Source organism: Streptomyces sp. PH9007, from assembly GCF_059813725.1.
Genome location: NZ_CM187440.1, coordinates 5,680,745 through 5,703,643 on the forward strand (window position 1 = coordinate 5,680,745; position 22,899 = coordinate 5,703,643).

Below are 22,899 nucleotides of genomic sequence, written 5' to 3' on the forward strand. Positions count from 1 at the left end.
CCGCGCCGCGTGTTCCGGCGCATCCACGAGAGAGGAATCACCCCCATGCGCGCCCTGGTGGTCGATCACGGCGAGGCCGGTCCCGTCCGGTTCTCCGACGTCGATGAGCCCGTGCCCTCCGGCGATGAGGCGTTGGTCGAGATACGGCACATAGGTCTCAACTTCGGAGAGCTGAACTACGTGGACCAGTGGCCGGCCGGCGCGGTGCACGGGCATGACGCGTCCGGCGTCGTGGTGCGGGCCGCGTCCGACGGCTCGGGGCCGGCCGAAGGTACCCGCGTCGCACTGGGGATGACTCCGCACGCCTGGGCGGAGCGGGTGGCCGTCGGTCCCGCCTCGCTCGGCATCGTCCCCGAGGGCGTGGATCTGGCCGACGCCGCCGCGCTGGGGATCGCCGGGGTCACCGCGCTGCGGGTGCTGCGCACGCGCTCCGTGCTGGCGCGCGACGTCCTGATCACCGGTGCCAGCGGGGGCGTGGGGCACTTCGCCGTCCAGTTGGCGGCGCTGGCGGGGGCCCGGGTGACGGCACTCGTGGGTTCGCCGGAGCGGGCCACGGGACTCCGCGACCTCGGGGCCGACCGGGTGGTGACCGACCTGGCCGAGGACGGGCGCCGGTTCGACCTCGTCCTGGACACCGTCGGTGGGCCGCTGCTGGCCCGGGCGTGGAGTTCCCTCGCCGAGGGCGGCACCCTCCACCTGGTCGGCTACTCCTCGGGGCAGGACACCACGTTCCCGTCAGGGGCCTTGTTCGGCTTCGGTGAACCCCGCAGCATCGCCACGTACGGTGACATGACGCCGACCAGCGCGGAGCTCACGGACCTGCTGGGCCTCCTGGCCGCCGGCCGGCTCTCGGCACCGGTCGGGCTGCGGGGCGGCTGGCAGGACGTGGATGACGCCGTCCAGGCACTGTTCGCGAGGAAGGTGCACGGAAAGATCGTTCTCGACGTGCTCTGAAGTCTGCCGGGGAGAAGGGAACGATGGACGTACTCGCCGATGCCTTGCGTGTATCGGGTGCGCGAGGGGCGCTCGGGGTCGTGCTGAAGGCCGGAGGAACCTGGGGCCTGTGGCTGGACCCCTCTCCGGGCGCGGCACTGCACATCGTGTCCCGCGGCACGATGTGGCTCCACGTCGCGGGCGGGAAACCCCTGGAGGTGCGGACGGGCGACGCCGTCCTGTTGCCGCCGGGCACCGCTCACGGCATAGCCGGCGGGTGCGGTACGACGATGAGTCCCTGTGACCGGAAGGCGACGGACCAGGCCCTCATCGACGGCAGCCCCCTGCATCTGGGCTCGACGCCGGCGGGGACGGAGGTGCTCGTCCTGCGCTATGAGCAGGACCCGGAGGTGAGGACGCCGGTGCTCGCCTCCCTCCTCCGGCCGATGCACGTCACGAGCCGGGAGAACGCGCAGCTCAGAAAGACCGTGGAGCTTCTCACGGCGGAACTCGCACAGCCGCAGATCGGTACCACCGCCGCTGTCAACAGCATCGTCGACCTTCTGCTCATCCAGTTCGTCCGCGTCTGGCTGGCGCGCCACCCGGAGAAGGGGCCCGGCTCATGGCTGGGCGCGCTGCGTGATCCGGTCGTGCGCGACGCGCTGGAGTGTGTCCACGCCCGACCGGAACACCCCTGGACGACCGCGTCCCTGGCGGCCGCGACGGCGGTCTCCCGGACGACGCTGTCCCGGCACTTCCGGTCCGCGCTCGGACAGACACCGGGCGCGTACGTGACGCGGTGGCGCATGGACCTGGCGTCCGTCCGGCTCCGCGACACCGACGAACCGGTCGAGTCGATCTCCGGCGCGGTCGGCTACGCCTCTCCGCACGCTTTCAGCCGGGCCTTCCGGCGTGCCCGGGGCATGCCCCCCGGCGAGTACCGCTCGCGACTGCGCGCGTGATCGCGGGCGGCCGGCCGCGCCGCCGCCTTGATCACCACCGAGCGGGAGGGGCCTTCTCCCCGCGGGAGAAGGCCCCTGTCATGCCCGTGGTTCAGCGGGTGGGATAGGCGTCGGTGATGGTCTGGACGGTGCGGTTGCCGGCCGCGTCCACCGCCGTGGCGCGCAGCGAGACGGTCCCGCCCGCCGCCGGGTTGTCCACCTCCACCGCCGTGACGTCGCCCGCCCCGTCATGGACGGTGGTCCAGCTCTGCCCGCCGTCCACCGAGGTCTCCACGGTGAGGGCGACGGCCGTGCCGCCGTGCACCGACAGCGGGACGGAGAAGCCGTGTTCGCCGGCCGGCGCGGTGTTGTCCGCGGCGAGGGCGGGGGAGTAGCGCACGGCCAGCGGCCCCGCGACCGGCTCCAGGACGGTGGTGGTCGCCGAGGTGAAGGTGTGGTCGACCGTCACCTCTGTGGACAGGTCCGTGTACCCGCGCGAGGCGGTGGACACGATCCGGTACTCCGCCTCACCGGCCGCCACCCCGAACATGAGGTTGGCGAGCGGGGCGGGTACATCGCGCAGGAGTTCGCCGTCGCGGTAGACCCGGGTACGGCCCGCGTCGGCCTCGGCCCAGCCGCTCCACGCGGTGCCCGGCGTGAACAGGGAGAGTTCGGTGATGAACAGGTTGCCCTCCCGGAGGAAGGCGTACCCGTTGGGGTACGCCGGCCCGAACACGCCGGTGTTGAGGGACTCTTCGGACGTCTCACCGGCAGGATAGGTCCGCGCCGGGTACGAGGCGTTCTGAACGAATTCGCCCTGCGCGTCGTAGACGGTGCTGGACAGGCTCCACGGGGTGCCGGACTGGAGATGGAGGTCGACCGTGGCCGGCAACGCGATTTCGGTGCCGAGGCCGAGTCCGAACTCGGGCGGTGCCGCGCCGACCCAGCCTTCCGAGCCGTCGGTGCGGGTGCCTGCCGTGGCCGCGACGTGCGCCATGTCGGACGGTTCGGGGTGGTTGGCCAGACCGGTCGGGAACTGCCCGGTCAGGGAGCGGTACCCGTGGTACTGCTCGCCGCCGGGACCGGTGTGCTGGGAGACCAGCGCCATGCTGAAGGCGTCGTTCGCCCCGTCACCGATCGACAGGCTGCTGACACCCTCCGCCGGGGCGCCGAAGTACCACATCCACCAGGAGACCCCGGGGAGTTCGTACGTACCGGCCAGTTCGTTCAGCTCCGCCTCGGGGTCGGGAGCGGTGAAGTCCAGTCGCTCGGCCTCCCGCAGGTCCACGCGCAGCGTGGTGGATTCCGTCACGGTCACCGAAGGGGAAAGGGCCCAGTCGACACTGACGTCTTCCGGTCCCGCGTCCCAGGGGCTCGGCGAGAGGACCTCGATCAGGTACTCACCGGCGGGCACCCGGCCGCCGGCGACGCCGTTCTCGCTCAGCAGGTTGAAGCCGTCCTGCGCACCCTCGACGAACAGCCGTGCGCCGTCCGCCGGTTGTCCGTCCCGGCCGGTGATCTCGACCGTGACATCCAGCATTTCGGGCTCCAGGGTGATGCTGCCCGCGGTCCGCAGGACCTGTTCGCCGCCGGTGCTCGCGGTGACGACCAGGCCGTGGTTGCCGGTCGCGGAGTCCGCGACGGCGGCGGGGTCGGCCGTCACCTCGACGGTGGCGGTGCCACCGGCCGGAACGGTTACCGAGTCCTGGGCGAGTGCGAACAGCTTCTCGGGGGCGGTGCCGGACACGCCCAGCTCCAGGGTGACGTCCTCCGTGCCGCTGTTGCGGTAGGTGATCTCCCGGACGACGCGGTCGGCGCCGCCGTAGGGGAACGCCACCGAGCCGAAGTTGAGCGTGTTGGTGTCGGCGGTCAGCGTCTGCTCCAGCGCACGGCTCACATCCAGCCGGCCCGCGCCGGTCCGGACCGGTGCCGCGTCGATGTCGACGGCCGAGGCGACCAGCGCGGCCTTGAGCTGCTCGCCGGTCCACTGCGGGTTCTTCTGGAGCAGCAGCGCCGCGGCGCCCGCCACGTGCGGGGTCGCCATCGAGGTGCCGGAGATGGCGGTGTAGCCATCCGTGACCGGCGTGCCGACCAGCTCGATCTCGCTGCCGGCGGCCGATGCGGCGGCGATCTCCACACCGGGCGCCGAGAGATCGGGCTTGAGCGCCGCGTCACCGGGGGCCGGTCCCACCGAGGAGAAGTCGGCGATCGCGTCCTGCCGGTCCACCGCGCCCACCGTCAGCGCGGTGGGTGCCACCCCGGGGGAGTCCACCGTCCCCTCATTCGGGCCGCTGTTGCCGGCCGCGACGACGAACAGCGTGCCGTGCTCCTCCGACAGCCGGTCGATCGCCTCCACCAGCGGGTCATCGCCCGGAAAGACGGGGCCGCCCAGGCTCATGTTGACGATGTCGGCGCCTTCTTCGACGGCCCACTCCATGCCCTCCAGGATCCAGGAGTCCAGGCCGCCGTACTCGCCGAGGACCTTGCCGACCAGCAGGTCGGCGCCCGGGGCGATACCGCGGTACGTGCCCCCGGAGCGCTCCCCGCTTCCGGCCGCCGTCGAGGCGACATGGGTGCCGTGTCCCACGGTGTCCCCGGCGTCCTCGTCGGTGAAGTTCGCGGCGTCCAGGATCTTGTCCTCGAAGTCGCCGTGGTCCGCGTCGATCCCGGTGTCCAGGACCGCGATGGTTACCCCGCTGCCGTCGTACCCGGCCTCCCAGGCCCGGTCCGCGCCGATCTGCCCGGCGCTGTGGTCCAGGCTCGCCTGCCGGACCCGGTCCAGCGAGACCGCCTCGATGCCCTCGGCGGCGGCCAGGGACATGCCCTCGCCGTCCTCGGTCAGGGTCTCCCACAGCGACGGGCCGCTCTCGTCCGCCACCGTGAGCGCGTCCGCGTCCAGGGTGGTGAAGCGGGCCCGCACCTCGACGTCGTCCTCCGCGCGCACCTCGCGCGCCACCGGCGGCGAGCCGTCCGTGTAGCTGACGATGACCGGGGTGCCCGCGAAGGAACGGTACGCCTCCCGGGTCAGCTCGGTGAGGTCGAACAGGGCCTCGTCCACCGTTCCCTCGGCGATGAGCGCCTGCGCGTCCCAGGGGATCACCAGCGTCGCGCCGTCCCGCTCGCTCACGCGTATCGGTATGTGCTCGCGTCCCTCGCCGCGCAGCACCGTCAGGATGTCCCCGGCGGCGTCGAGCACCACCCGGTCACCGGTGATCAGGGTCACCGAGCTGCCGCCGGCGGCACCGCCGAGCGGTGCGAGGGGTGCGGCGGCGGCGCCACCGAGCCCCGCGGTCAGCGCCAGGACCGTCCCCGCGGCGGTGACCACCGCGCCCGTTCTTTTCTTCCGCGCTTTCAACGAACCTCCACAGCAGTGCCGTTGGCGTGCTCGACACGCCGGGAGGCGCGCCGTCGCCCAGGAAGGTAGCGGCTGACATACCGGGTATGTTTCGGTTGGCAGCTCCCCGGCCACAATCGGCGGGCGGTTGCGGACGGGGCGGGCGGTGCGGCGGTGGCCCGGGCGCCCCGCAGGGCCCTGATCATGACGTGCGCCGCCCCGCCGGACGGCGGAGCGGCGCGGGAGAGGGAGTTGGCGCGATCACGACGGCCCCGGCTGCTCCAGGGGGCCCTCGTCCGCCGGCACCTCCGGATACGGGGCCAGCTCCTCCGGGGGCTCGGGCTGCGGCCCGACACCGGAGTCAGGGGTGGGCTCGGGGCTGGGGCTCTGCGCGGGGAGCACCGGCTGGGCGGGCCCCGACGCGGAACCGCTCAGCGCGGACACCCCCAGAACCGCCAGGACCAGCGCCGCGGACACCCCCACCGCCTGCGCGGCCCGGCGGCGTCTGCGCAGCCGGCGGCCACCGGCCAGTGCCGCCGACGCCAGGTCACCGAGCGGGGGTTCGGGCTCGCGCGTGATGATCATGTCGAAGACGCCGCTCAGCTCGGCGCCGTCGTCCGCGCCACCGCCCTCGTCCGGCCGGTTCACGTTCCCTGTCATTCCGCGCTCACCTCGCCGGTTCCCGCTCGATGATCCGGCGCAACCGGCCGAGACCCCGCGCGCTCTGGCTCTTGACGGTACCCGTGGACACCCGTAGCGCCTTCGCCGTCTGCTCCACGCTCCAGTCCTCCCAGTACCGCAGCACCAGGACCGCACGGTAGCGCGGCGGCAGGCTCAGCAGCGCCTCCTGCATCAGCAGGCGCAACTCCGGGGCGGGCCCCGGAGTCTGCCCCGCGCCGTACTCCGGCAGCTCGGCCACCGGATACTCCCGGCGGCCCCGGCGCCGGTACTGGTCGATGAAGGTACGGGTCAGGATCGTCCGCGCGTACGCGTCCACGTTCTCGTCGCGCCGCACCCGTCCCCAGGCCACGTACAGCTTCATCAGCGTGGTCTGGGTCAGATCCTGCGCCTCGTGCCAGTCCCCGCACAACAGATAGGCGCTGCGCCGCAGCTGGCGCTGCCGCGCCTCGGCGAACTCCAGGAACTCGCGTTCCCGGGCTGCTTCCCTCACCCGCCGACCTTCCGCCGCTCCGACACTCCTCCCCGGTCATACGGGAGGCGGCGCCGGGAGGTTGCACGGGAGGAAGAAGAAAAAATCCCGCCCGCCGGTTACGGGAGGACCACCGGCACCGGCAGCCGCAGCTGGGCGGGCGGCGGGGGAGGGATGGCGCGGTCGGTCGTCATGTGGGCGCGCAGCACCTCCATGGCGGTGCCGCCCAGTTCGGCGCCGTCGACGTCGATGGAGGGGATGGCGGAGAAGCCCAGGGCCTCGGCCACCGGGCGCTCGATCGTCACCGCCACCTCGTCGGGGATCCGGATGCCACGGGCGCCGAGGGTGAAGACGATGCCCAGACCCAGCGCGGTGGCGTAGGGGATGACGGCGGTGGCGCCGCTGGCCGCGACCGAAGGGGCGACGCGGGTGCCGGCGGCGAAGGTCGGTGGCAGCGGCCCGAACGTGGTCAGCACGGCGGACGTCGGCTCGGTGACGGCGCGCACCGCCGTTATGCGCTGTCCGTTCTGCCAGGACCGGTCGGTGCCGCCGACCAGGGCGATGTGCCGGTGTCCGTGGTCGATGAAGTGCCGGGCCACGGTGGCGAAGGCGGTGGCGGTGTCGGCCACCACCGAGGGGATGCCGTCGAGTTCGCGGTCGATCAGCACGGCGGGCTTGTATCCGCAGGAGGCCGCCACCTGAGTGTCCGAGCCGCGTGGGGCGGTCAGCAGGAATCCGTCCACCTGGGCCGACAGCCGGGCCAGCGCCGCCACGTCCGCGTCGGACTCCAGGCCGTTGACCACCACGGTCAGCTGGAGGCCGCACTCGGCGGCGCGCTGCTGGGCGCCGCCGACGATCGGCGGGAAGAAGGCGTTCTCCAGCGTCGGGACGACGACGGCGACCACTCCGGTACGGCCGCGCGCCAGTGCGGAGGCCGCGCGATTGGGTACGAAGCCGAGTTGCTCGGCGACCTGGCGCACCCGTACCGCCGTCTCGGGAGCGACCAGGGCGGGGCGCCCCAGGGCCCGGGAGGCGGTGGACTTCGAAACCCCCGCCATACGGGCGACATCGTCCAGCGTTGGCACACGACCCCCTACGGCGTTGGCCACCGTCACGGTGGCCTGAATGGATATTACACAGAGTCACACTGGCGTCTGCAACATTTACGTATCGTTAATGGCTGCCCCTGGTGATGTCCCGTTGCTGGACATTACTGTCACCACAACCGGTTGCACAACCGGTTGCGTTGGGTCTTCACTGAGGCGACCGAACCCCGCCCCTGTTCCCGAGCCAGCCGAGAACCAACCCGTACCACCGAGAGAAATCCACCGAGAAACCACATGATCCGTTCGCGCCGCATAGCGCTGGTGCTGCTGCTCCCCGGGCTCGTCCTGCTTCTCGGGGGCGTGGTGATACCCGCCCTGACCATGCTGCTCTCACCACCGAGGGTTCCCACCGGCGAAGTCTTCGACCGGCTCGGCCGGATGCTCAGCGACCCGTACGACCTGGCCATCATCTGGCGCACCCTGCGGATCGGCCTCACCGTCACCGGCCTGTGCCTGGCCCTGGGCTTCCCCACCGCCTACCTGCTCGCCCGCTCCCGCTCCCGCTGGGCCGGGATCCTGCTCGCGCTGGCGATCTTCCCGCTGCTGCTGAGCAACGTCGTGCGCACCTACGGCTGGCTGGTCGTCCTCGGCCGCAACGGAGTCGTCGGACAGACCATCGAAGGACTGGGCCTCGCCGACCCCGCGCCCCAGCTCCTCTACACCGAACTCGCCGTGGTGCTGGGCCTCACCCAGCTCTTCCTGCCGCTGGCGATCATCACCTGCTACTCGGCCGTCGCCCAGGTCGACGCGAACCTGGACGAGGCGGCCCGCGGCCTGGGGGCCGGGCGCATCCGGACCCTGTGGAGCGTGACCATCCCGCTGTCCATGCCCGGCATCGCCATGGCCGCCACCCTCGTCTTCGCCGGTGCCGTCACCGCGTACACCACCCCGTACCTGCTGGGCGGTTCGCGCCAGACGATGCTGGCCACCCAGCTCTTCCGGTACTCCGGGGTCAGCCTGGACTGGGCCGCGGCCTCCGCGACCGCGATCATCATGACGGTGCTGGTCCTCGTGATCTACGGCGTGTCCACCGTTCTCACCCGGGCGAAGGCGGTCACCCGATGAAGCGTTCCAGCCCCATCGCCGCGACCCTGGCCTTCCTGGGCTACGTGGTGATGATCGTGCCCATCCTGTTCGTCGTCGCCACCGCCTTCACCGGCGGGTCGGCGCTGACCTTCCCGCCCGAGGGACTGTCCCTGCGCTGGTTCGAGGCGGCCCTGGCCTACGAGCCGTTCACCCAGGCGCTCCTGTCCAGCCTCCAGCTCGCGCTGATCTCCACCGTGCTGGCGCTGGCCATCGGCATCCCGGCGACCCTGGCCGTCATGCGCGGCAAGGTGCCCGGCAAGTCCCTGGTGGAGGGCCTGTTCCTCTCCCCGCTGATCCTGCCCGAACTCGTCGTCGGCCTCGCGCTCTACCAGCAGTTCATGCTCCACCTGGACATGGACAACTTCAACGCGCTGCTCATCGGGCACACCGCGATCCTGCTGCCCTACACGGTCCGGGTCACCGGCGCCTCCCTCGCGCTCGCCGACCCCGCGCTGGAGGATGCCTCCCGGGGCCTGGGCGCCTCACCGCTGCGCACCTTCTGGAGCGTGACCCTGCCCGTCCTGCGGCCGGGCATCATCTCCGCGGCGCTGCTGAGCTTCGTCACCTCCTTCAACAACGTGCCGATCTCGCTGCTGCTCCAGTCCCGCGACTTCCGCACCCTGCCGGTCACGATGCTCGACTACGTCCAGCAGAACTACACGCCGATCGTCGCCGCCATGTCCACACTCCTGCTGGCGGGCACCGTGGCGCTCGCCTTCGCCGCCGAGCGCACCCTCGGCTTCGCCCGCATCTTCGGAGGGATCAACCGATGACCACCGCTGCCGAGTTCCTCGCGGTCAGCCGCCGCTTCGGGGATTTCACCGCCGTCGACGCACTGGACCTGGCCATCCGGGAGGGGGAACTGACCACCCTGCTCGGCCCCAGTGGCTGCGGCAAGACCACCTCGCTGCGGATGCTGGCCGGCTACCTCTCCCCGAGCGAGGGCTCCATATTCATCGGCGGGAAGGACGTCACCAACACCCCGCCCGAGAAGCGGGATCTGGGCATGGTCTTCCAGTCCTACGCCCTCTTCCCGCACATGAGCGTCGCCGACAACGTCGGCTACGGGCTCAAGCTGCGCAAGGTGCCGCGCGCCGAGCGGGCCAAGCGGGTCGCCGAGGCACTGGAGCTGGTGGGTCTCGGCCATCTCGCCGACCGCCGCCCCAAGGCGCTCTCCGGAGGCCAGCAGCAGCGCGTCGCGCTCGCCCGGGCCATCGTCATCCGTCCCCGGCTGCTGCTGCTCGACGAGCCGCTGTCCAACCTCGACGCCCGGCTGCGGGTGCAGATGCGCGAGGAGATCCGCCGCATCCAGGCCGAGGCGGGACTGACCGTGGTCCTGGTCACCCACGACCAGGAAGAGGCGCTGGAGATGTCGGACCGGATGGTGGTGATGAACGGCGGCCGGGTGATGCAGGAAGGCCCGCCGGACGACCTCTTCCCGGCCCCCGCCAACCGGTTCGTGGCCGAGTTCCTGGGCTACGAGAACTTCCTCGAACTGCCCGGCCGCGGCCTGGTCACCGTCCGCCCCGAACTCCTGCGGGTACACGGCGACTTCCACAAGGGGAACACCGAAAGCGGTGAGGGTACCGCCGTGTCGGCCACCGTCACCTCCATCGCCTACCGTGGCGTGGAACTGCGGGTTTCCCTGGACGCGGTGGACGCCACCGGCGCCACGGTGCCCCTCATCGCCTCGGTCCGCCGCGACACGGTCGCGTCCGAGGATCTGCCGGCGCTGCTGCCCGGCGGGCGGGTCACCGTCTCCGCCGCGCCGGGGCATCTCGTAGCGCTCGGCTCCTAGCAGTCCTTCATCCCGTACCCACCCCCGTACAGCAGACAAGCGAGGCTCACGGACATGGCAACACCCAAGCTGCGCGGCAGCGCGCTCGCCGCCGGGACGATATCGGCGGTCCTCACGCTCAGCGCGTGCGGCTCATCCGACTCCGGCTCGGGCGGCGACGGCTCGGGCGAGCTGGCCGGCACCACCATCGTGGTCAGCACCTTCCCGTTCGGTGTGGAGGACTTCCAGACCAACGTCGTCGAGCCCTTCGAGCGGGCCACCGGCGCCAAGGTCGAGATCGACAGCGGCAGCAACGCCGACCGCCTCACCCAGCTCCAGCTGGCCGGCGGCAACCCCGGCATCGACGTGATGCTGATCTCGGACACCTTCGCCGCGCTCGGCCAGGACCAGGACCTGTTCCAGACCTTCGACGCCGAGGACGTGCCCAACCTCAACGAGCTCCACGAGTTCGCCGTGGACGAGGCCTACGCCGGCCCGGCCTACACGTACCAGCTCAACGGCATCCTCTACCGCTCGGACGAGCTGAGCGCCGAAGAGGCCGCCGAGTGGTCGGTGTTCGAGGACCCCGCCCTCGCCGGCAAGGTGGCGCTCCCCGACATCTCGGCGACCGCCGGCCAGCTGACCGTCTCCGGTATCGGCGCGGCGTACGGCAGCGGCCCCTACGACGTGGACACCGCCTTCACCACCATGGGTGAGTGGGCCCCGGACGTGCTGCAGTTCTACACCTCGACCACCGAGGTCTCGAACCTGATCGCCCAGGGCGAGATCCTCGCCGTCCCCACCATCATCGGCTTCGTCCCGCCGCTGGTGGCCTCGGGCCAGCCGATCGGCTGGATCCCGCCGACCGAGGGCCGCTACATGGCGACCAACCGGCTGATGATCCCCGAGGGCGCCGAGAACACCGAGGGCGCGTACGCGTTCATCGACTACATGCTCTCCCAGGAGGCCCAGGAGGCGTCCCTGGCCACCGACCTCCCGGTGCGTCCCGACGTCACCCCGGCCCCGTCCTTCACCGGCCTGATGGGCGAGAACGCCGGTGACCCGGTGGCCATGGGCTACGAGACGCTCTCCCCGGAGGAGATCACCGCGAACCGCACCGACTGGGTCGAGCGCTTCGCGCGGGAAGTCTCGGGGAAGTAAGGCATGAGCGACATCTCCCCCGACAACGGCGGCCCGGCGGACGGCGGTGACGGTCACCGCGACCGCGTCGCCCAGTACGTGGCCCGGATGCCCAAGGCCGACCTGCACGTCCATCTGATCGGCACGGTCTCCGCGGCGACCTTCGCCGACCTCGCCCGGCAGTCCGGGATCGACCTGCCGGACGCGCCGGAGACCATCTGGCGCGACATCAACTCGCTGCCGCCGGACCCCGCCCTCTACCGCAACACCCGGATCCCGGTGCCGCAGGGGCAGGGCCCGGACGAGCCGGAGCACCCGTACTCCCTCTTCCAGGCGAGCGAGTGGGTCGGCGCGGCGCTGCGCGGGCCCGACGACATCACCCGCATCACCTACGAGGCGTTCGCCGCCGCCCACCTCGGGGGCACCCGTCATCTGGAGCTCCAGATCGACGATGTGCCGCCGCACCTCGCCGCGCTCGGTTTCCACGGACTGGTGGACGCCTGCGTGGACGGGATCAAGCTGGCGGAGCGCGACCTCGGCATGACCGGGCGGCTCATCGCCTCGATCGACCGCAGCCACAGCGGCGAGCAGGCGCTGGAGTTCGTGCGCCGCGTGGTGGACCGGCCGAACGAGTACCTGGCGGGGATCGGGCTGGTCAACCTGGAACTGGCGGGCCCGCCCGAGCGGTTCGCCGACGCCTACCGGCTCGCGGGCGCGGCGGGGCTGCACCGTACGGCGCACTCCTCGGAGCACGCGCCGGTGGCGGTCAACACCATCACCTGCCTGGACCTGCTCGGCTGCGACCGCATCGACCACGGCTACTACGTGCTGGAGGACGAGGCCGTCATCGAGCGGTGCCGCGAGGAGCGGGTGCCGTTCACGGTCATCTCCACGACCTCACGGCGCTCGTGGCGGCCGTGGCGCCGTGCCTCCATCGGCGCGATGGCCGAGGCCGGGCTCAACATCATCCTGGCCTCTGACGACCCGGGGATGTTCCCGACCACGCTGGCCGAGGAGTACCGGATCGCGTCCGAGGACATCGGTCTGCCGGCGGAGCGGCTGCGGGAGATGTCGCTGGCCGGCATCGACGCGTCCTGGCTGCCGACCGCCGAGAAGGCGGCGGCCCGGGCCCGGTTCGAGCGCGAACTGGCCGACCTGGAGGCCGAGCTGCGCCCCTTCTGAGCGCTTGTGCTCCCTGCGGCGGTCCCGGCCCGAGGCCGGGGCCGCCGTCGGCGTTCCCGGGGGTTACGGGACCTGGAGGAGCTTGTTGGGGGAGCCGGCGCCGGGGAGGGTGACCTCGCCGGTGGCGGACGCCGCGTCGAGGGCGGCCCAGACCTGGGCGGGGGTGGCGCCGGGGTGGTCCGCGAGGTGCAGGGCGGCGGCACCGGCGACGTGGGGGGCCGCCATGGAGGTCCCGGAGATGGTGTTGGTGGCGGTGTCACTGGTGTTCCAGGCGGCGGTGATGTTGGTGCCGGGGGCGAAGATGTCCACGGCCGGGCCCCAGTTGGATGAGCCGGCGCGGGCGTCGTTGCTCTGGGTGGCGGCGACGGTGATGGCCTCGGCGACGCGGGCGGGGGAGAAGTTCCCCGCCGAGGTGTTGCTGCCCCCGGCGGAGACCGTGTAGGTGATGCCGGAGGCGATGGAGGTGCGGACGGCCTGGTCGAGGATGGCGTCGGCGCCGCCGCCCAGGGAGATGTTGGCGACCGAGGGGCCGGAGCGGTTGCCGGTGACCCAGTCGATCCCGCCGACGACGGAGGCGGTGGTGCCGCTGCCCGAGTCGTTGAGGACCTTCACGGCGACGACGTCGGCGGCCTTGGCCACACCGTGGACGGAGCCGGCGGCGATGGAGGCGACATGGGTGCCGTGGCCGTTGCCGTCGGCGGCGGTGCCGCCCCAGTAGTCGTAGCCGAACGAGGCACGCCCGCCGAAGTCGGTGTGGGTGGTACGGACACCGGTGTCGATGATGTAGACCGTGGTGCCCGCCCCTGCCGAGTCGGGGTACCGGTAGGTGTGGTCCAGCGGCAGCGAGGGCTGGTCGATCCGGTCCAGGCCCCAGGAGGGCGGGTTGAGCTGGGTCGCGTCGCTGGTGAGGACCCGGTTCTGCACGACCTCCTTGACGGCCGGGTCGGCGGCCAGGGCCAGGGCGTCGGCCTCGCTCGCCGCGATCTCGTACCCGTTGAGGGCGTGTTCGTAGGTCGTGACGATGTCCGCGTCGTACGCGTCCGCCAGCTGCTCGGCGGAGGCCGAGGCCGCCGAGAACGTCGCGTCCTCGAAGAGGACGAGGTAGCTGTTCTCGATGGTGCCGGGGGCGTCGGCGTTGGCGATGACCCCCGGCGGCCGGTCGCCCGCGGTGGCCTGCGCGGGCAGCGCCGCGGCGGTGGCCAGGGCGAGAACGGCGGCGGTGGCAAGAACGGTTCTGCGCGTCACGGCCATCGGAGGGGTCCTCCTCGAAGAGGTGCTGCTGCGGGGGAAGGCGGTACGGGGCGGTGCCGTGCGCCCGGACGTCACGGTCCGGTGAACAGGTCGTCGGGAACCGCCTCGGCGAGCAGCCGGTAGCCCTCCGGGTTGAGGTGCAGCCAGTCCCCGTCGTGCAGTGCGGGGTGCAGCCGGTCGGGCCGCTCGGGGTCGCGCACCACACGGTCGAAGTCGAGAACGGCGTCGAATCCGCTGCCGGTGCGGATCCAGTGGTTGACGGTCTGCCGGGCGGCCTCGCGGTGCCCGGCCGGGTCGTCGTACGTGGCGTTCCCGGCGAACGGCAGCAGTGTCGCGCCGTACACACGGATGTCCTTGGCGTGCGCCCGGACGATGAACTGCTGGTAGGCGGCGATGAGTTCGTCGGCCAGTGCCTGCTGGTCGGCGGCGGTGGCGGGCGCGTTGCCGATGTCGTTGATACCTTCGAAGACGATCAGCCAGGAGACGCCGGTGTGCGCCAGGATGTCCCGGTCGAAACGGGCCATCGCGTTGGGGCCGAGACCGTCCTGGAGGATGCGGTTGCCGCCGGCCGCCTGGTTGAGGACGGCGACCTGCTCGGTGTCCGCGTTCTCCTGAAGGCGGTCGAACAGCTGGTCGGGCCAGCGGTTGTTGCCGTTGATGGTGGAGCCGCGGCCGTCGCTCAGCGAGTCGCCGAGCACGGCGAGTCCCGCCGTACCGTCCGGCGCGTACACCTCGATGCCGCTCAGCAGGTACCAGCGGTTGACCGGCACCGCCCCCGGCAACTCGGTGGCCTGCGTGTGATCCCCGTTCAGCAGATGGGAGGTGGTGCGCGAACCGGGGTGCGAGGTGAGGGCGAGGGAGGGCTGACCGAGTGCGAGATAGGTGGTGACCGTGACATTGGTGCCGGGCGGCAGCGGCATCTCCAGCGGGTCGGAGACGATCTGGGCACCGGTCGGTACGGTCACGGACGCCCGCCCGCCGAAGGTCACTTGGCGCAGGGTGTCCGGCTGGATCTCGGCGACCCCGGCCCTGCCCTCCCGTGGCAGGGCCACGGTCACGGCGGTGAGCGGCAGCGGGGTGTCGCCGAAGGCGTTGGAGAACCGCAGCCGCAGGTCCGTGCCGCCGGTGGTGACGCGGGCGGTCTGCCGCACGGTGGTGTCCACCAGGACGGAGCCGGGGCCCGTGAACGGCGGGGGCGGCATGTTGCCCGGTTCGGTGAGCTGCGGCATCGCCGTCCAGCTGTGCACCCAGCGGCCGTCGGGCCCCGGGAGGCCGTCCGCGCCGGCCGGCCCGGCCCGGCCGGCGGTGGCGACCGCGGCGGAGGCCAGCAGGACGGCGAGCGCCAGCAGTGCCGCGGTGATCAGTGCGCCGAACCGTGCGTTCCCGGGGTTGCTTCCCTGCTGCGGCATGGACACGGCGCCCTCCTCGGCGGCCTCGGCATCCTCGAAGCGGATCCGCGGGCTCGATCGTGACATGAGCACGATGAATTTGGAAGTGCGCTCCGGCGCGTGGCGCGAGGATGACGCACCGAAAGTTCTCTCGCGGATGACAGGCGGGCGGCAGCGGACGCGGAAGAGGCCCAGGTGACGGGGAGGGGCGGTCCCTGACCCACCGTCCGGCGCAGGCCACCGCCACCACCGCGGCGCGTCTGGCATCGTGGACAGCCACGGACACGGCCTCCCCCAGGAGACAGAGGCACGAGGGGACAGACGCAATGGCGAACGGCGGACCGGCACCGGGCGGGCCGGCGATCGCGGTGCTCGGCTCGGCCAACATGGACCTCGTCGCGTACGTACCCGTGGCCCCGCGCCGGGGGGAGACCGTGACGGGGCGTGCCTTCCGCACCGTGCCGGGCGGCAAGGGCACCAACCAGGCGATCGCCGCCGCACTGGCCGGGGGCCGGGTCGCCATGATCGGCGCGGTCGGGGACGACACGTTCGGGCCACGGCTGCGCGACGCGCTCGCCCGGCGCTCCGTGGACACCGCCGGCCTGCGTACCGTGCCGGGGCCCAGCGGCACCGCGCACATCGTCGTCGACGACGAGGGCGGCAACTCCATCGTCGTCGTACCGGGCGCCAACGCGACAGTGACCGCCCTGACACCGGGCGACGAGCGCCGCATCGCCGCCGCAGGAACCCTGCTGCTCCAGCTCGAACTGCCCCTGGCCGGCGTGCTGGCCGGCGCGGAGGCGGCCGGCGCACACGGCGTACCCACCATGCTCACCCCCGCCCCGGCGGCCCCGCTGCCGGACGGACTGCTGGCCCGCACGGACGTGCTGCTGCCCAACGAGCACGAAGCGGCGGCGCTGACCGGCCACCGCGATCCGCACCGGGCCGGCCGTGCCCTGCTGGACGCCGTGCCGGAGGTGGTGATCACCCTCGGCGCCGCCGGCAGCCTCTACTTCGCCCGTGGCGCCGAGCCGGTCACCGTACCGGCCGCCCCGGTGCGGCCGGTGGACACCACGGCGGCCGGTGACACCTTCGCCGGCGCCCTCGCCGTGGCCCGCGGCGAGGGCCGGCCGATGGCGGCGGCGCTGGCCTGGGCGACGGCCGCCGCGGCGCTCTCCGTCCAGCGCACCGGTGCCACCTCCTCCATGCCGACCCGCGCCGAGATCGACACGGCCGCCCGCCGGTCCGGGCCGGCGCTCAGTCGCTGAGCACAACGGTGCGACGGGCCCACGCGCCGTCGTGCGCGGGCCGCCCGCGGAAAACCGGCCACGTCCGGGCGTCCGATCGCCGGGCGGCCGTGGCGCGGACGCGATGACGCTCACGGCGCCTCAGCCCGCCGCGCCGGTGACCGGGCCCGCCCCGATCCGTACCCGGTCGCTGTCGCCGTCGGACAGGAACGACGCCAGCGCCGCCCCCTCCCGTGCCACCTCGTCCCGCTCGGCCGCCGAGAGCCGGCGCAGCGGTCCCACCCGCACCGCGCCGTCCTCGACCGTCCAGGTCGCGGCGACCCGGCCGTCGACCAGCACGACGCGAGCACCGCTGACGGACAGGCCGCGATGGGCGTCGTCCACGATCCGGCCCCGGTCGGCGTAGCCCAGCAGCGCGTTGTCGAACGCCGGCAGAAACCGCACGGGGGCCACGGTGTCCGGGTCGGGGCGCGGCGCGTCGGGCAGGTCCAGCAGTTCGCGGCCCCGCTCGTCCCGGAAGGAGACCAGCTCCGCACGGATCGCCGAGACCTCCGCCGGCAACCCGGCCAGCCCGCTCCAGGCCCGCAGGTCGGCGGTGGCGGCCGGACCGAACGCGGCCAGGTAGCGCCGCACCAGCGCCTGGCCGACCGGATCGGACGGATCGTCGGGCAGCGGGTCGACCTCCCGGCCCAGCCAGGCCGACAGCGGCAGACTGCGCACCCCCGCCCGGGTCCGCCACAGCCCGCGCGGCGGCAGCTGAACCATCGGGATGAGCGCCGCCACCAGCACCTCGCCCAACGCGCGCGGGGCCGGCCCCGGCCAGCGATCCGCCACCGCCCGCGCCATCTCGGCCATCGAACGGGGCTCGCCGTCCGCGAGCACCGCCCGTCCGGCCGCGGCGAGTTCATCGAGGTCGACATCCGCCAGCTCGGCGCGGTAGGCGCCGATCCCCCGCTGACGCAGCATGGCGTCGTGCCGGGAGCGCCAGGCCAGCACATCGTCCGCGGTGACGAGATGGACGGTGCGGCGCATCAGATGGGTGCGTACCACGCGCCGTCCCAGCAACAGGTCCGAGAGCGACTGCGGCCGGAAGTCCCGCAGCCGGGACCACAGTCCGGTGAAGGGTTCCTGCGGCTCCTGAGCCTGTAGCCCGCCCAGCCGCGCGACGGCGTCGAGGACCGGCAGGTCGGCCCGGTCGAGCAACAACTGCCGGGCCAGGGTCGCGCGGTTGAGGGAGCGGGCGTCCAGAACGGTCATAGGGGGGCGCTGTTCCTTTCGATTCCGTGGGAGCCGGGGCCGGGGCCGGGGCCGGGAGGCCGGCCGGGCGGAGGCGTGGCGGTGGGCCGCTGCGGCACGGCACCCACCATCGCAGCAGTAGCGGCCGGAAGATGTCCTCTTCGGGGCGGACAGTGAGGCCACGCCGCCCCATTCGCCCGACTGCTGACCCCGCTCCCGGCCCGCCGTGACCGGCGCCGGCTGTCCCTCGCCCGCCCGGTCCGTCGCCGCGTCACCGCCGCGCGCACCGGTGACGTCCGGGGGCCCAGCCGTTACAGTCACCGACTGGGAGCGCTCCCATGACCTCTCCCGTACGAGCCGCCGCTGTCCTGGACGGGCAGCGAACGAACGGAAGGTGCGAGGGTGAAGAGCCGTTCATCATGGTGGTACGCCGCACTGACGGCGCTGGCGATGCTGATCCTGGGGCTGGCGGGCCCGGTCTCCGCGGCGACGGAGCGAGCGTCGCCGACAGAGCGCGGGCCCGGGGCCGGGGTCGGGGCCGGGGCCCAGGAGTCGGCGGCGGACGCGGTCGCCGCGATGCAGCCGGGCTGGAATCTGGGCAACACCCTGGATGCCACCGGGCCCGACGAGACCTCCTGGGGCAACCCCCGGGTGACCCGCGAGCAGTTACGGGCCATCCGCGCGCAGGGCTTCAACAGCGTCCGGATCCCGGTGACCTGGAGCCAGCACCAGGGCCCGGCCCCCGCGTACGCCATCGACCCCGACCACCTCGCCCGGGTCACCGAGGTCGTCGACTGGGCCCTGGAGGAGGATCTGTACGTCCTGCTCAACGTGCATCACGACTCCTGGCAGTGGGTGATGGACATGCCCGCCCAGCGCGAGGCCGTCCTGGCGCGGTTCACCGCGACCTGGGACCAGATCGCCGCCGCGGTGCGGGACGCACCGGAGCGGCTGCTGCTGGAGAGCATCAACGAACCGTTCTTCGAGGGAAGTTCGGGTGACGCCCAGAACGCGGAGCTGCTGCACGAGCTCAACAGCGTCTTCGTCGACCGGGTGCGCGACACGGGTGGCACCAACGCCACCCGCCCCCTCGTCCTGACGACCCTGCACGCCTCGCCCGAGCAGGAGCGGGTGGACGAACTGGCGGAGACCATCGAGATCATCGGCGATCCGCAGCTGGTGGCCACGGTGCACTTCTACGGTTACTGGCCGTTCAGCGTGAACGTCGCCGGCGGCACCCGCTTCGACGCGGTCGCGCGGCAGGATCTGACCGACACCTTCGACCGGGTGCACGACGCCTTCACCGCACGCGGTGTCCCCGTGATCGTGGGGGAGTACGGGCTGCTCGGCTTCGACCGGAGCACCGACACCATCCAGCAGGGCGAGAAGCTCAAGTTCTTCGAGTTCCTGGGCGGTTACGCCCGGCAGAAGCAGCTGACCACCATGTGGTGGGACAACGGCCAGCACTTCGACCGCACCGCGCTCACCTGGCGCGACCCCGCGCTGTACCGGCAGATCAGCTCCAGCTGGACGGTCGACTCGGCCACCGGGTCCACCGACCAGGTCTTCGTCCCGGCGGCCGGGGCCCCGCAGCCGGCGACCGTCGCGCTCTCCCTGGCCGGCACGACGGTGACGGCGGTGCGGCACGGCGCGGACGAGCTGGTCGCGGGCACCGACTACAGCGTGGGGGGCGACCAACTCACCCTCGCCGCGGACACCCTGGCCCGCCTCACGGCGGACCGCCCGCACGGGGTGACCGCGGTGCTCTCGGTCGCGTTCGCCCGCGGCGTGCCCTGGGACCTGCACATCATCCGGTACGAGCCTCCGGTGCTCTCGGACACCACCGGGACCACCTCGGGCACCGGCATTCCCACCGACTTCCGCGGCGACCGGCTGGCGACCATGGAAGCGGTCTACGCGGACGGCGGCAACGCCGGGCCGCACGACTGGACGTCCTACAAGGAGTTCGGCGCAGCCTTCGCCCCCGACTACGGCGGCGGGCTGATCACGCTGACCCCGGAGTTCTTCGACGAGGTCAGGGACGGCTCCACGGTCCTGCTGACGTTTCACTTCTGGAGCGGCGCCACCGTGACGTACACCCTCGACCGTGACGGTGGAACCGTCACCGGCACGGTGGGCTGAGCACGCGGTGCGGCGCCCGCCCCGCGCGTGATGCGCGGTGCGGGCGCCGCCGTTCGCGGGTCCGGTCAGGCGTTGGCGTTCAGGACCGGCAGATAGCCGTTCTGGTGGCCCGTGCTGGTGGGGTGGTACGACTCCCACACCGGCAGGGTGAGCGAGTGCAGCCAGTTGTCCCCGGAGCACAGTTCGTGGTTGTTGAAGGTCGGGCGGACATCGCCGAAGCGGAATCCGTGGGCGGTGGCGCGGGAGGAGATCACCGAGTTGAGGGTGTCGGCGGTGGTGTTGATGGCCGCGCGCTTGGTGTTGCTCAGGCCCAGGCAGTACCAGGGGTTCGAGGCCAGGTACATGCGCGGGTAACCGAGGACGACCACGCGGGCGTTGGGGGCGCGGGCCTTGATCTGGTCGTAGACCGCGTTGAGCCGGGCGGGCAGGGTGTTGTTGATGTAGGTGGTGGCGGTGGCCAGCCGGTTGAGGCAGGTGCTGTCCGAGCTGGTGACGCAGGTGGTCATCGCGTCCGCGAAGCCCGCGTCGTTGCCGCCGATGGTGATCGTCACCAGGCCGGTGGACGTGTTGAGGGCGCCCAGCTGATTGTTGATCACATCCGTGGTCACCGCTCCCGAGCAGGCCGCGAAGGTGAAGGAGGACGGTGCGTTGGCCGCCGCCCAGCGGGCGGGGTACGCGTTGTTGCTGCGGTGACAGTCACCGCTCGAATCGATGTAGCTTCCGGCGCCGTTGCCCGAGGAATAGGAATCCCCCAGGGCCACATAGGCCGGGCCGGCTGCCTGGGCCGGGCTGATGCCCAGCAGCGCGAGCAGCAGGGCGAAGACGATGACGGATGCGGCCGACAGGGATCGGGTCAGTCTCACTGAGCCTCCAACGAGCAGTTCTGCTGCCGCACTTGTAGCAAGCTACGCGCGTTGAAGGAAGTGTTCATGCCAAAATCCCGGATGAAGTCCCGGCGAACGATGAGGGAGAGCGCCTCGGCGTGGAAAGGTACGGCTCCGCGTATCGGCTTGGTCTAGACCTTGACGGAGGTGGGCCGGTCGCGCTTCAGTGTGGCCGTTACCCCCACGGCACGGCGTGGCCGCGGCCACGCCGTCGCTCCTCCAAGGAGAAACCGCGTGCTGAGACAACGCTTCGTCACGTTACTGATGACCGTCCTGCTCGCCGTCGGACTCGGGGCCACCCTGGTGCCCGCGGTGAACGCGGCTCCCATCCGGGCCGCTGGCACCACCTGCGAGACGGCGACGAACTGGGTCGCCGGCACCTGGTACCCGGCCGGCAGTATCGTCCGGTACAACGGCAGCTACTACCGCGCGGAACACGAGAACCCGGGCTACGACCCGGTCATCAGCTACTGGTACTGGCATCCGCACAGCTGTAACGGCGGCGGGAACCCGGGCAACCCGAGCGGGTTCGTGGTGAGCGAGGCCCAGTTCAACCAGATGTTCCCGAACCGGAACTCCTTCTACACCTACAGCGGCCTGGTCGCGGCGCTCAGCTCCTACCCCGGCTTCGCCAACACCGGCAGCGACGAGGTCAAGCGCCGCGAGGCCGCGGCCTTCCTCGCCAACGTCAGCCATGAGACCGGCGGCCTGGTCCACATCGTGGAGCAGAACACCGCCAACTACCCCCACTACTGCGACTGGAACCAGTCCTACGGCTGCCCGGCCGGCCAGGCCGCCTACTACGGGCGCGGTCCCATCCAGCTGAGCTGGAACTTCAACTACAAGGCCGCGGGTGACGCCCTCGGCATCGACCTGCTCGGCAACCCCTGGCTGGTGCAGAACGACGCGGCCGTCGCCTGGCGCACCGCTCTGTGGTTCTGGAACACCCAGTCGGGTGCCGGGAACATGAGCGGCCACCAGGCCATCGTCAGCGGCGCCGGCTTCGGTGAGTCGATCCGCAGCATCAACGGCAGCATCGAGTGCAACGGCGGCAACCCGGGCCAGGTCCAGAGCCGGGTCAATACCTTCACCCAGTTCAGCCAGCTGCTGGGCACCACCACCGGCGGCAATCTCTACTGCTGACCCGGGGCACGTACGGCGCGCCCCGTGCCACCCGCGCCCCCGCCCGGCGAGCCGCCACGGCCCGCCGGACGGGGGCCGGCCGCTCCTGCCGTACGGTCGCGCCCCAGGAAGCGCAATGAAGTGGCGGCCCGTTGGCGGCGGGCGCTCAGACCAGGGACAGGCCGAAGGAGTTCAGGGCCTGGACGACGGGCAGGTGGTACGAGGTGCCGCCCGTCGCGCAGTTGCCACTGCTCCCGATCAGCACGCCCACGCCGGCGCTGCCGGAGAAGGACGGGGTGCCGGGTGCGGTGCCGGCCTCCACGCAGAGGTTCGCGGCGAAGACCCCGGTGTAGGTACCGCCCCCGACATTGATCGTCAGATTGACGGCCGTGACCGTGCCGCATCTCGTCCCCGTCGTGGGCGCGGCCAGGCACACCCGCCCGCCCACGACCGGCGAGGCGGCCCCGGTGATCGGGTACCCGACACCGCCGATGCTGATCTCACCCGGCGCGTTCACCGTCGCGTTGTACTGGATCAGCCTCCAGCCGCCGGGGAAGGAACTCGCCGCCGTGGTGCCGACCGGCACGGTGAGGGCGGAATCCGCGTACCAGGTGGTGCCGGCGCCGCCGCAGCCGCCCGGGAGCAGGCCGTAGCGCTGGGTCCCGCCGCCGTGGGCGTTGAAGCCGATGACGCAGGAACCGCCGGACGAGCTGTACACGCGATCGCCGCCGCGTACGGTCGGGCCGGCCGCGACGGCGGGCGTCGCGACGAGCAGCGACACCGCGGTCAGCAGGGCGAACAGGGCGGATACGTACCGGAGCAGACGCATGGTGGCCTCCTGGGGAGTGAGGAAGAGGGGCACTCGCATGTATGACATGCCCCCGTCAGTCTGCCCGCAGCGCCCCGGACTCAGGCCGCCGCACGGCGCGCGGAACGGGCGACGCGCGGGGCCGCGGGCGCCTGCCGCCGAGCGCGGTGTC

General features: G+C 72.2%; 18 protein-coding genes and 1 pseudogene. 10 read left to right on the top strand and 9 right to left on the bottom strand.

Features of this window, described 5'->3' with window-relative positions; all coding sequences use genetic code 11:
* The first annotated feature begins 45 nt into the window (after positions 1–45).
* The gene (locus ACTFAP_RS26055; RefSeq protein WP_500467585.1) at positions 46–954 is read left to right on the top strand and encodes a zinc-binding dehydrogenase; all 909 of its coding nucleotides are present in this window, start codon (positions 46–48) and stop codon (positions 952–954) included.
* Positions 955–977: 23 nt separating this feature from the next.
* Positions 978–1,895: an AraC family transcriptional regulator gene (locus ACTFAP_RS26060; RefSeq protein WP_500467586.1), complete on the top strand. Its 918-nt coding sequence runs from the start codon at positions 978–980 to the stop codon at positions 1,893–1,895.
* 91 nt (positions 1,896–1,986) lie between these two features.
* On the opposite strand, the gene ACTFAP_RS26065 is transcribed toward ACTFAP_RS26060, so the two are convergent.
* The 4 genes from ACTFAP_RS26065 to ACTFAP_RS26080 form a co-directional block, all read right to left on the bottom strand.
* Complete coding sequence (locus ACTFAP_RS26065; RefSeq protein WP_500467587.1) at positions 1,987–5,199, bottom strand: S8 family peptidase; 3,213 nt, start codon at positions 5,197–5,199, stop codon at positions 1,987–1,989.
* Positions 5,200–5,469: 270 nt separating this feature from the next.
* Positions 5,470–5,868: a hypothetical protein gene (locus ACTFAP_RS26070; protein WP_495682595.1), complete on the bottom strand. Its 399-nt coding sequence runs from the start codon at positions 5,866–5,868 to the stop codon at positions 5,470–5,472.
* A 7-nt stretch (positions 5,869–5,875) separates the two neighbouring features.
* On the bottom strand, positions 5,876–6,379 hold the full coding sequence (locus ACTFAP_RS26075) for a SigE family RNA polymerase sigma factor (protein WP_495682596.1): 504 nt from the start codon (positions 6,377–6,379) through the stop codon (positions 5,876–5,878).
* 98 nt (positions 6,380–6,477) lie between these two features.
* A complete protein-coding gene (locus ACTFAP_RS26080; protein WP_495682597.1) occupies positions 6,478–7,473 on the bottom strand; it encodes a LacI family DNA-binding transcriptional regulator in 996 nt (331 codons plus the stop codon).
* A 225-nt stretch (positions 7,474–7,698) separates the two neighbouring features.
* On the opposite strand from ACTFAP_RS26080, the gene ACTFAP_RS26085 reads away from it, so the two are divergent.
* From ACTFAP_RS26085 to ACTFAP_RS26105, 5 genes are read left to right on the top strand one after another with little or no spacing between them, the layout of a single operon-like run.
* Positions 7,699–8,529 (top strand): ABC transporter permease subunit, encoded by an 831-nt coding sequence (locus tag ACTFAP_RS26085; RefSeq protein ID WP_495682598.1) that lies wholly within the window; start codon positions 7,699–7,701, stop codon positions 8,527–8,529.
* Complete coding sequence (locus ACTFAP_RS26090; protein ID WP_400008649.1) at positions 8,526–9,323, top strand: ABC transporter permease; 798 nt, start codon at positions 8,526–8,528, stop codon at positions 9,321–9,323. Before ACTFAP_RS26085 ends, ACTFAP_RS26090 begins: the two co-directional genes overlap by 4 nt.
* Positions 9,320–10,348 (top strand): ABC transporter ATP-binding protein, encoded by a 1,029-nt coding sequence (locus ACTFAP_RS26095; RefSeq protein ID WP_400008651.1) that lies wholly within the window; start codon positions 9,320–9,322, stop codon positions 10,346–10,348. Before ACTFAP_RS26090 ends, ACTFAP_RS26095 begins: the two co-directional genes overlap by 4 nt.
* A gap of 54 nt (positions 10,349–10,402) precedes the next feature.
* Positions 10,403–11,488 carry an ABC transporter substrate-binding protein gene (locus ACTFAP_RS26100; protein ID WP_500467588.1) on the top strand — a complete coding sequence of 362 codons (1,086 nt, stop codon included), beginning with the start codon at positions 10,403–10,405 and terminating at the stop codon, positions 11,486–11,488.
* A 3-nt stretch (positions 11,489–11,491) separates the two neighbouring features.
* Positions 11,492–12,649: an adenosine deaminase family protein gene (locus ACTFAP_RS26105; protein ID WP_500467589.1), complete on the top strand. Its 1,158-nt coding sequence runs from the start codon at positions 11,492–11,494 to the stop codon at positions 12,647–12,649.
* A 69-nt stretch (positions 12,650–12,718) separates the two neighbouring features.
* Here ACTFAP_RS26105 and ACTFAP_RS26110 read toward each other — a convergent pair.
* Both ACTFAP_RS26110 and ACTFAP_RS26115 read right to left on the bottom strand, forming a co-directional pair.
* Positions 12,719–13,900 (bottom strand): annotated as a pseudogene (locus ACTFAP_RS26110) (S8 family peptidase); the annotation flags it as partial.
* Positions 13,901–13,971: 71 nt separating this feature from the next.
* Positions 13,972–15,309, bottom strand: a complete 1,338-nt coding sequence (locus tag ACTFAP_RS26115; RefSeq protein WP_400009192.1) for an SGNH/GDSL hydrolase family protein — start codon at positions 15,307–15,309, stop codon at positions 13,972–13,974.
* A gap of 305 nt (positions 15,310–15,614) precedes the next feature.
* Between ACTFAP_RS26115 and ACTFAP_RS26120 the strand changes: the two genes are divergently transcribed.
* Complete coding sequence (locus ACTFAP_RS26120; RefSeq protein WP_500467590.1) at positions 15,615–16,556, top strand: ribokinase; 942 nt, start codon at positions 15,615–15,617, stop codon at positions 16,554–16,556.
* 120 nt (positions 16,557–16,676) lie between these two features.
* Here the strand turns inward: ACTFAP_RS26120 and ACTFAP_RS26125 are convergent, their stop codons facing one another.
* A complete protein-coding gene (locus ACTFAP_RS26125) occupies positions 16,677–17,792 on the bottom strand; it encodes a winged helix DNA-binding domain-containing protein (RefSeq protein WP_500467591.1) in 1,116 nt (371 codons plus the stop codon).
* Positions 17,793–18,173: 381 nt separating this feature from the next.
* Between ACTFAP_RS26125 and ACTFAP_RS26130 the strand changes: the two genes are divergently transcribed.
* Positions 18,174–19,913 carry a cellulase family glycosylhydrolase gene (locus ACTFAP_RS26130; RefSeq protein ID WP_500467592.1) on the top strand — a complete coding sequence of 580 codons (1,740 nt, stop codon included), beginning with the start codon at positions 18,174–18,176 and terminating at the stop codon, positions 19,911–19,913.
* Between the two features lie 65 nt (positions 19,914–19,978).
* On the opposite strand, the gene ACTFAP_RS26135 is transcribed toward ACTFAP_RS26130, so the two are convergent.
* Positions 19,979–20,776 carry an SGNH/GDSL hydrolase family protein gene (locus tag ACTFAP_RS26135; RefSeq protein ID WP_400008658.1) on the bottom strand — a complete coding sequence of 266 codons (798 nt, stop codon included), beginning with the start codon at positions 20,774–20,776 and terminating at the stop codon, positions 19,979–19,981.
* Between the two features lie 285 nt (positions 20,777–21,061).
* On the opposite strand from ACTFAP_RS26135, the gene ACTFAP_RS26140 reads away from it, so the two are divergent.
* Complete coding sequence (locus ACTFAP_RS26140; RefSeq protein WP_500469572.1) at positions 21,062–21,940, top strand: glycoside hydrolase family 19 protein; 879 nt, start codon at positions 21,062–21,064, stop codon at positions 21,938–21,940.
* A 145-nt stretch (positions 21,941–22,085) separates the two neighbouring features.
* On the opposite strand, the gene ACTFAP_RS26145 is transcribed toward ACTFAP_RS26140, so the two are convergent.
* Positions 22,086–22,748, bottom strand: coding sequence for a S1 family peptidase (locus ACTFAP_RS26145; protein ID WP_500467593.1), 663 nt, complete (start codon positions 22,746–22,748; stop codon positions 22,086–22,088).
* Positions 22,749–22,899: the final 151 nt, after the last annotated feature.

Bases quoted from the DNA above. Each gene is read 5' to 3' on its own strand.
- ACTFAP_RS26085 (WP_495682598.1), top strand. From the start codon at position 7,699: ATGATCCGTTCGCGCCGCATAGCGCTGGTGCTGCTGCTCCCCGGGCTC.
- ACTFAP_RS26070 (WP_495682595.1), bottom strand. From the start codon at position 5,868: ATGACAGGGAACGTGAACCGGCCGGACGAGGGCGGTGGCGCGGACGAC.
- ACTFAP_RS26115 (WP_400009192.1), bottom strand. From the start codon at position 15,309: ATGCCGCAGCAGGGAAGCAACCCCGGGAACGCACGGTTCGGCGCACTG.
- ACTFAP_RS26100 (WP_500467588.1), top strand. From the start codon at position 10,403: ATGGCAACACCCAAGCTGCGCGGCAGCGCGCTCGCCGCCGGGACGATA.
- ACTFAP_RS26055 (WP_500467585.1), top strand. From the start codon at position 46: ATGCGCGCCCTGGTGGTCGATCACGGCGAGGCCGGTCCCGTCCGGTTC.
- ACTFAP_RS26125 (WP_500467591.1), bottom strand. From the start codon at position 17,792: ATGACCGTTCTGGACGCCCGCTCCCTCAACCGCGCGACCCTGGCCCGG.
- ACTFAP_RS26095 (WP_400008651.1), top strand. From the start codon at position 9,320: ATGACCACCGCTGCCGAGTTCCTCGCGGTCAGCCGCCGCTTCGGGGAT.
- ACTFAP_RS26060 (WP_500467586.1), top strand. From the start codon at position 978: ATGGACGTACTCGCCGATGCCTTGCGTGTATCGGGTGCGCGAGGGGCG.
- ACTFAP_RS26145 (WP_500467593.1), bottom strand. From the start codon at position 22,748: ATGCGTCTGCTCCGGTACGTATCCGCCCTGTTCGCCCTGCTGACCGCG.
- ACTFAP_RS26140 (WP_500469572.1), top strand. From the start codon at position 21,062: ATGACCGTCCTGCTCGCCGTCGGACTCGGGGCCACCCTGGTGCCCGCG.
- ACTFAP_RS26120 (WP_500467590.1), top strand. From the start codon at position 15,615: ATGGCGAACGGCGGACCGGCACCGGGCGGGCCGGCGATCGCGGTGCTC.
- ACTFAP_RS26090 (WP_400008649.1), top strand. From the start codon at position 8,526: ATGAAGCGTTCCAGCCCCATCGCCGCGACCCTGGCCTTCCTGGGCTAC.
- ACTFAP_RS26105 (WP_500467589.1), top strand. From the start codon at position 11,492: ATGAGCGACATCTCCCCCGACAACGGCGGCCCGGCGGACGGCGGTGAC.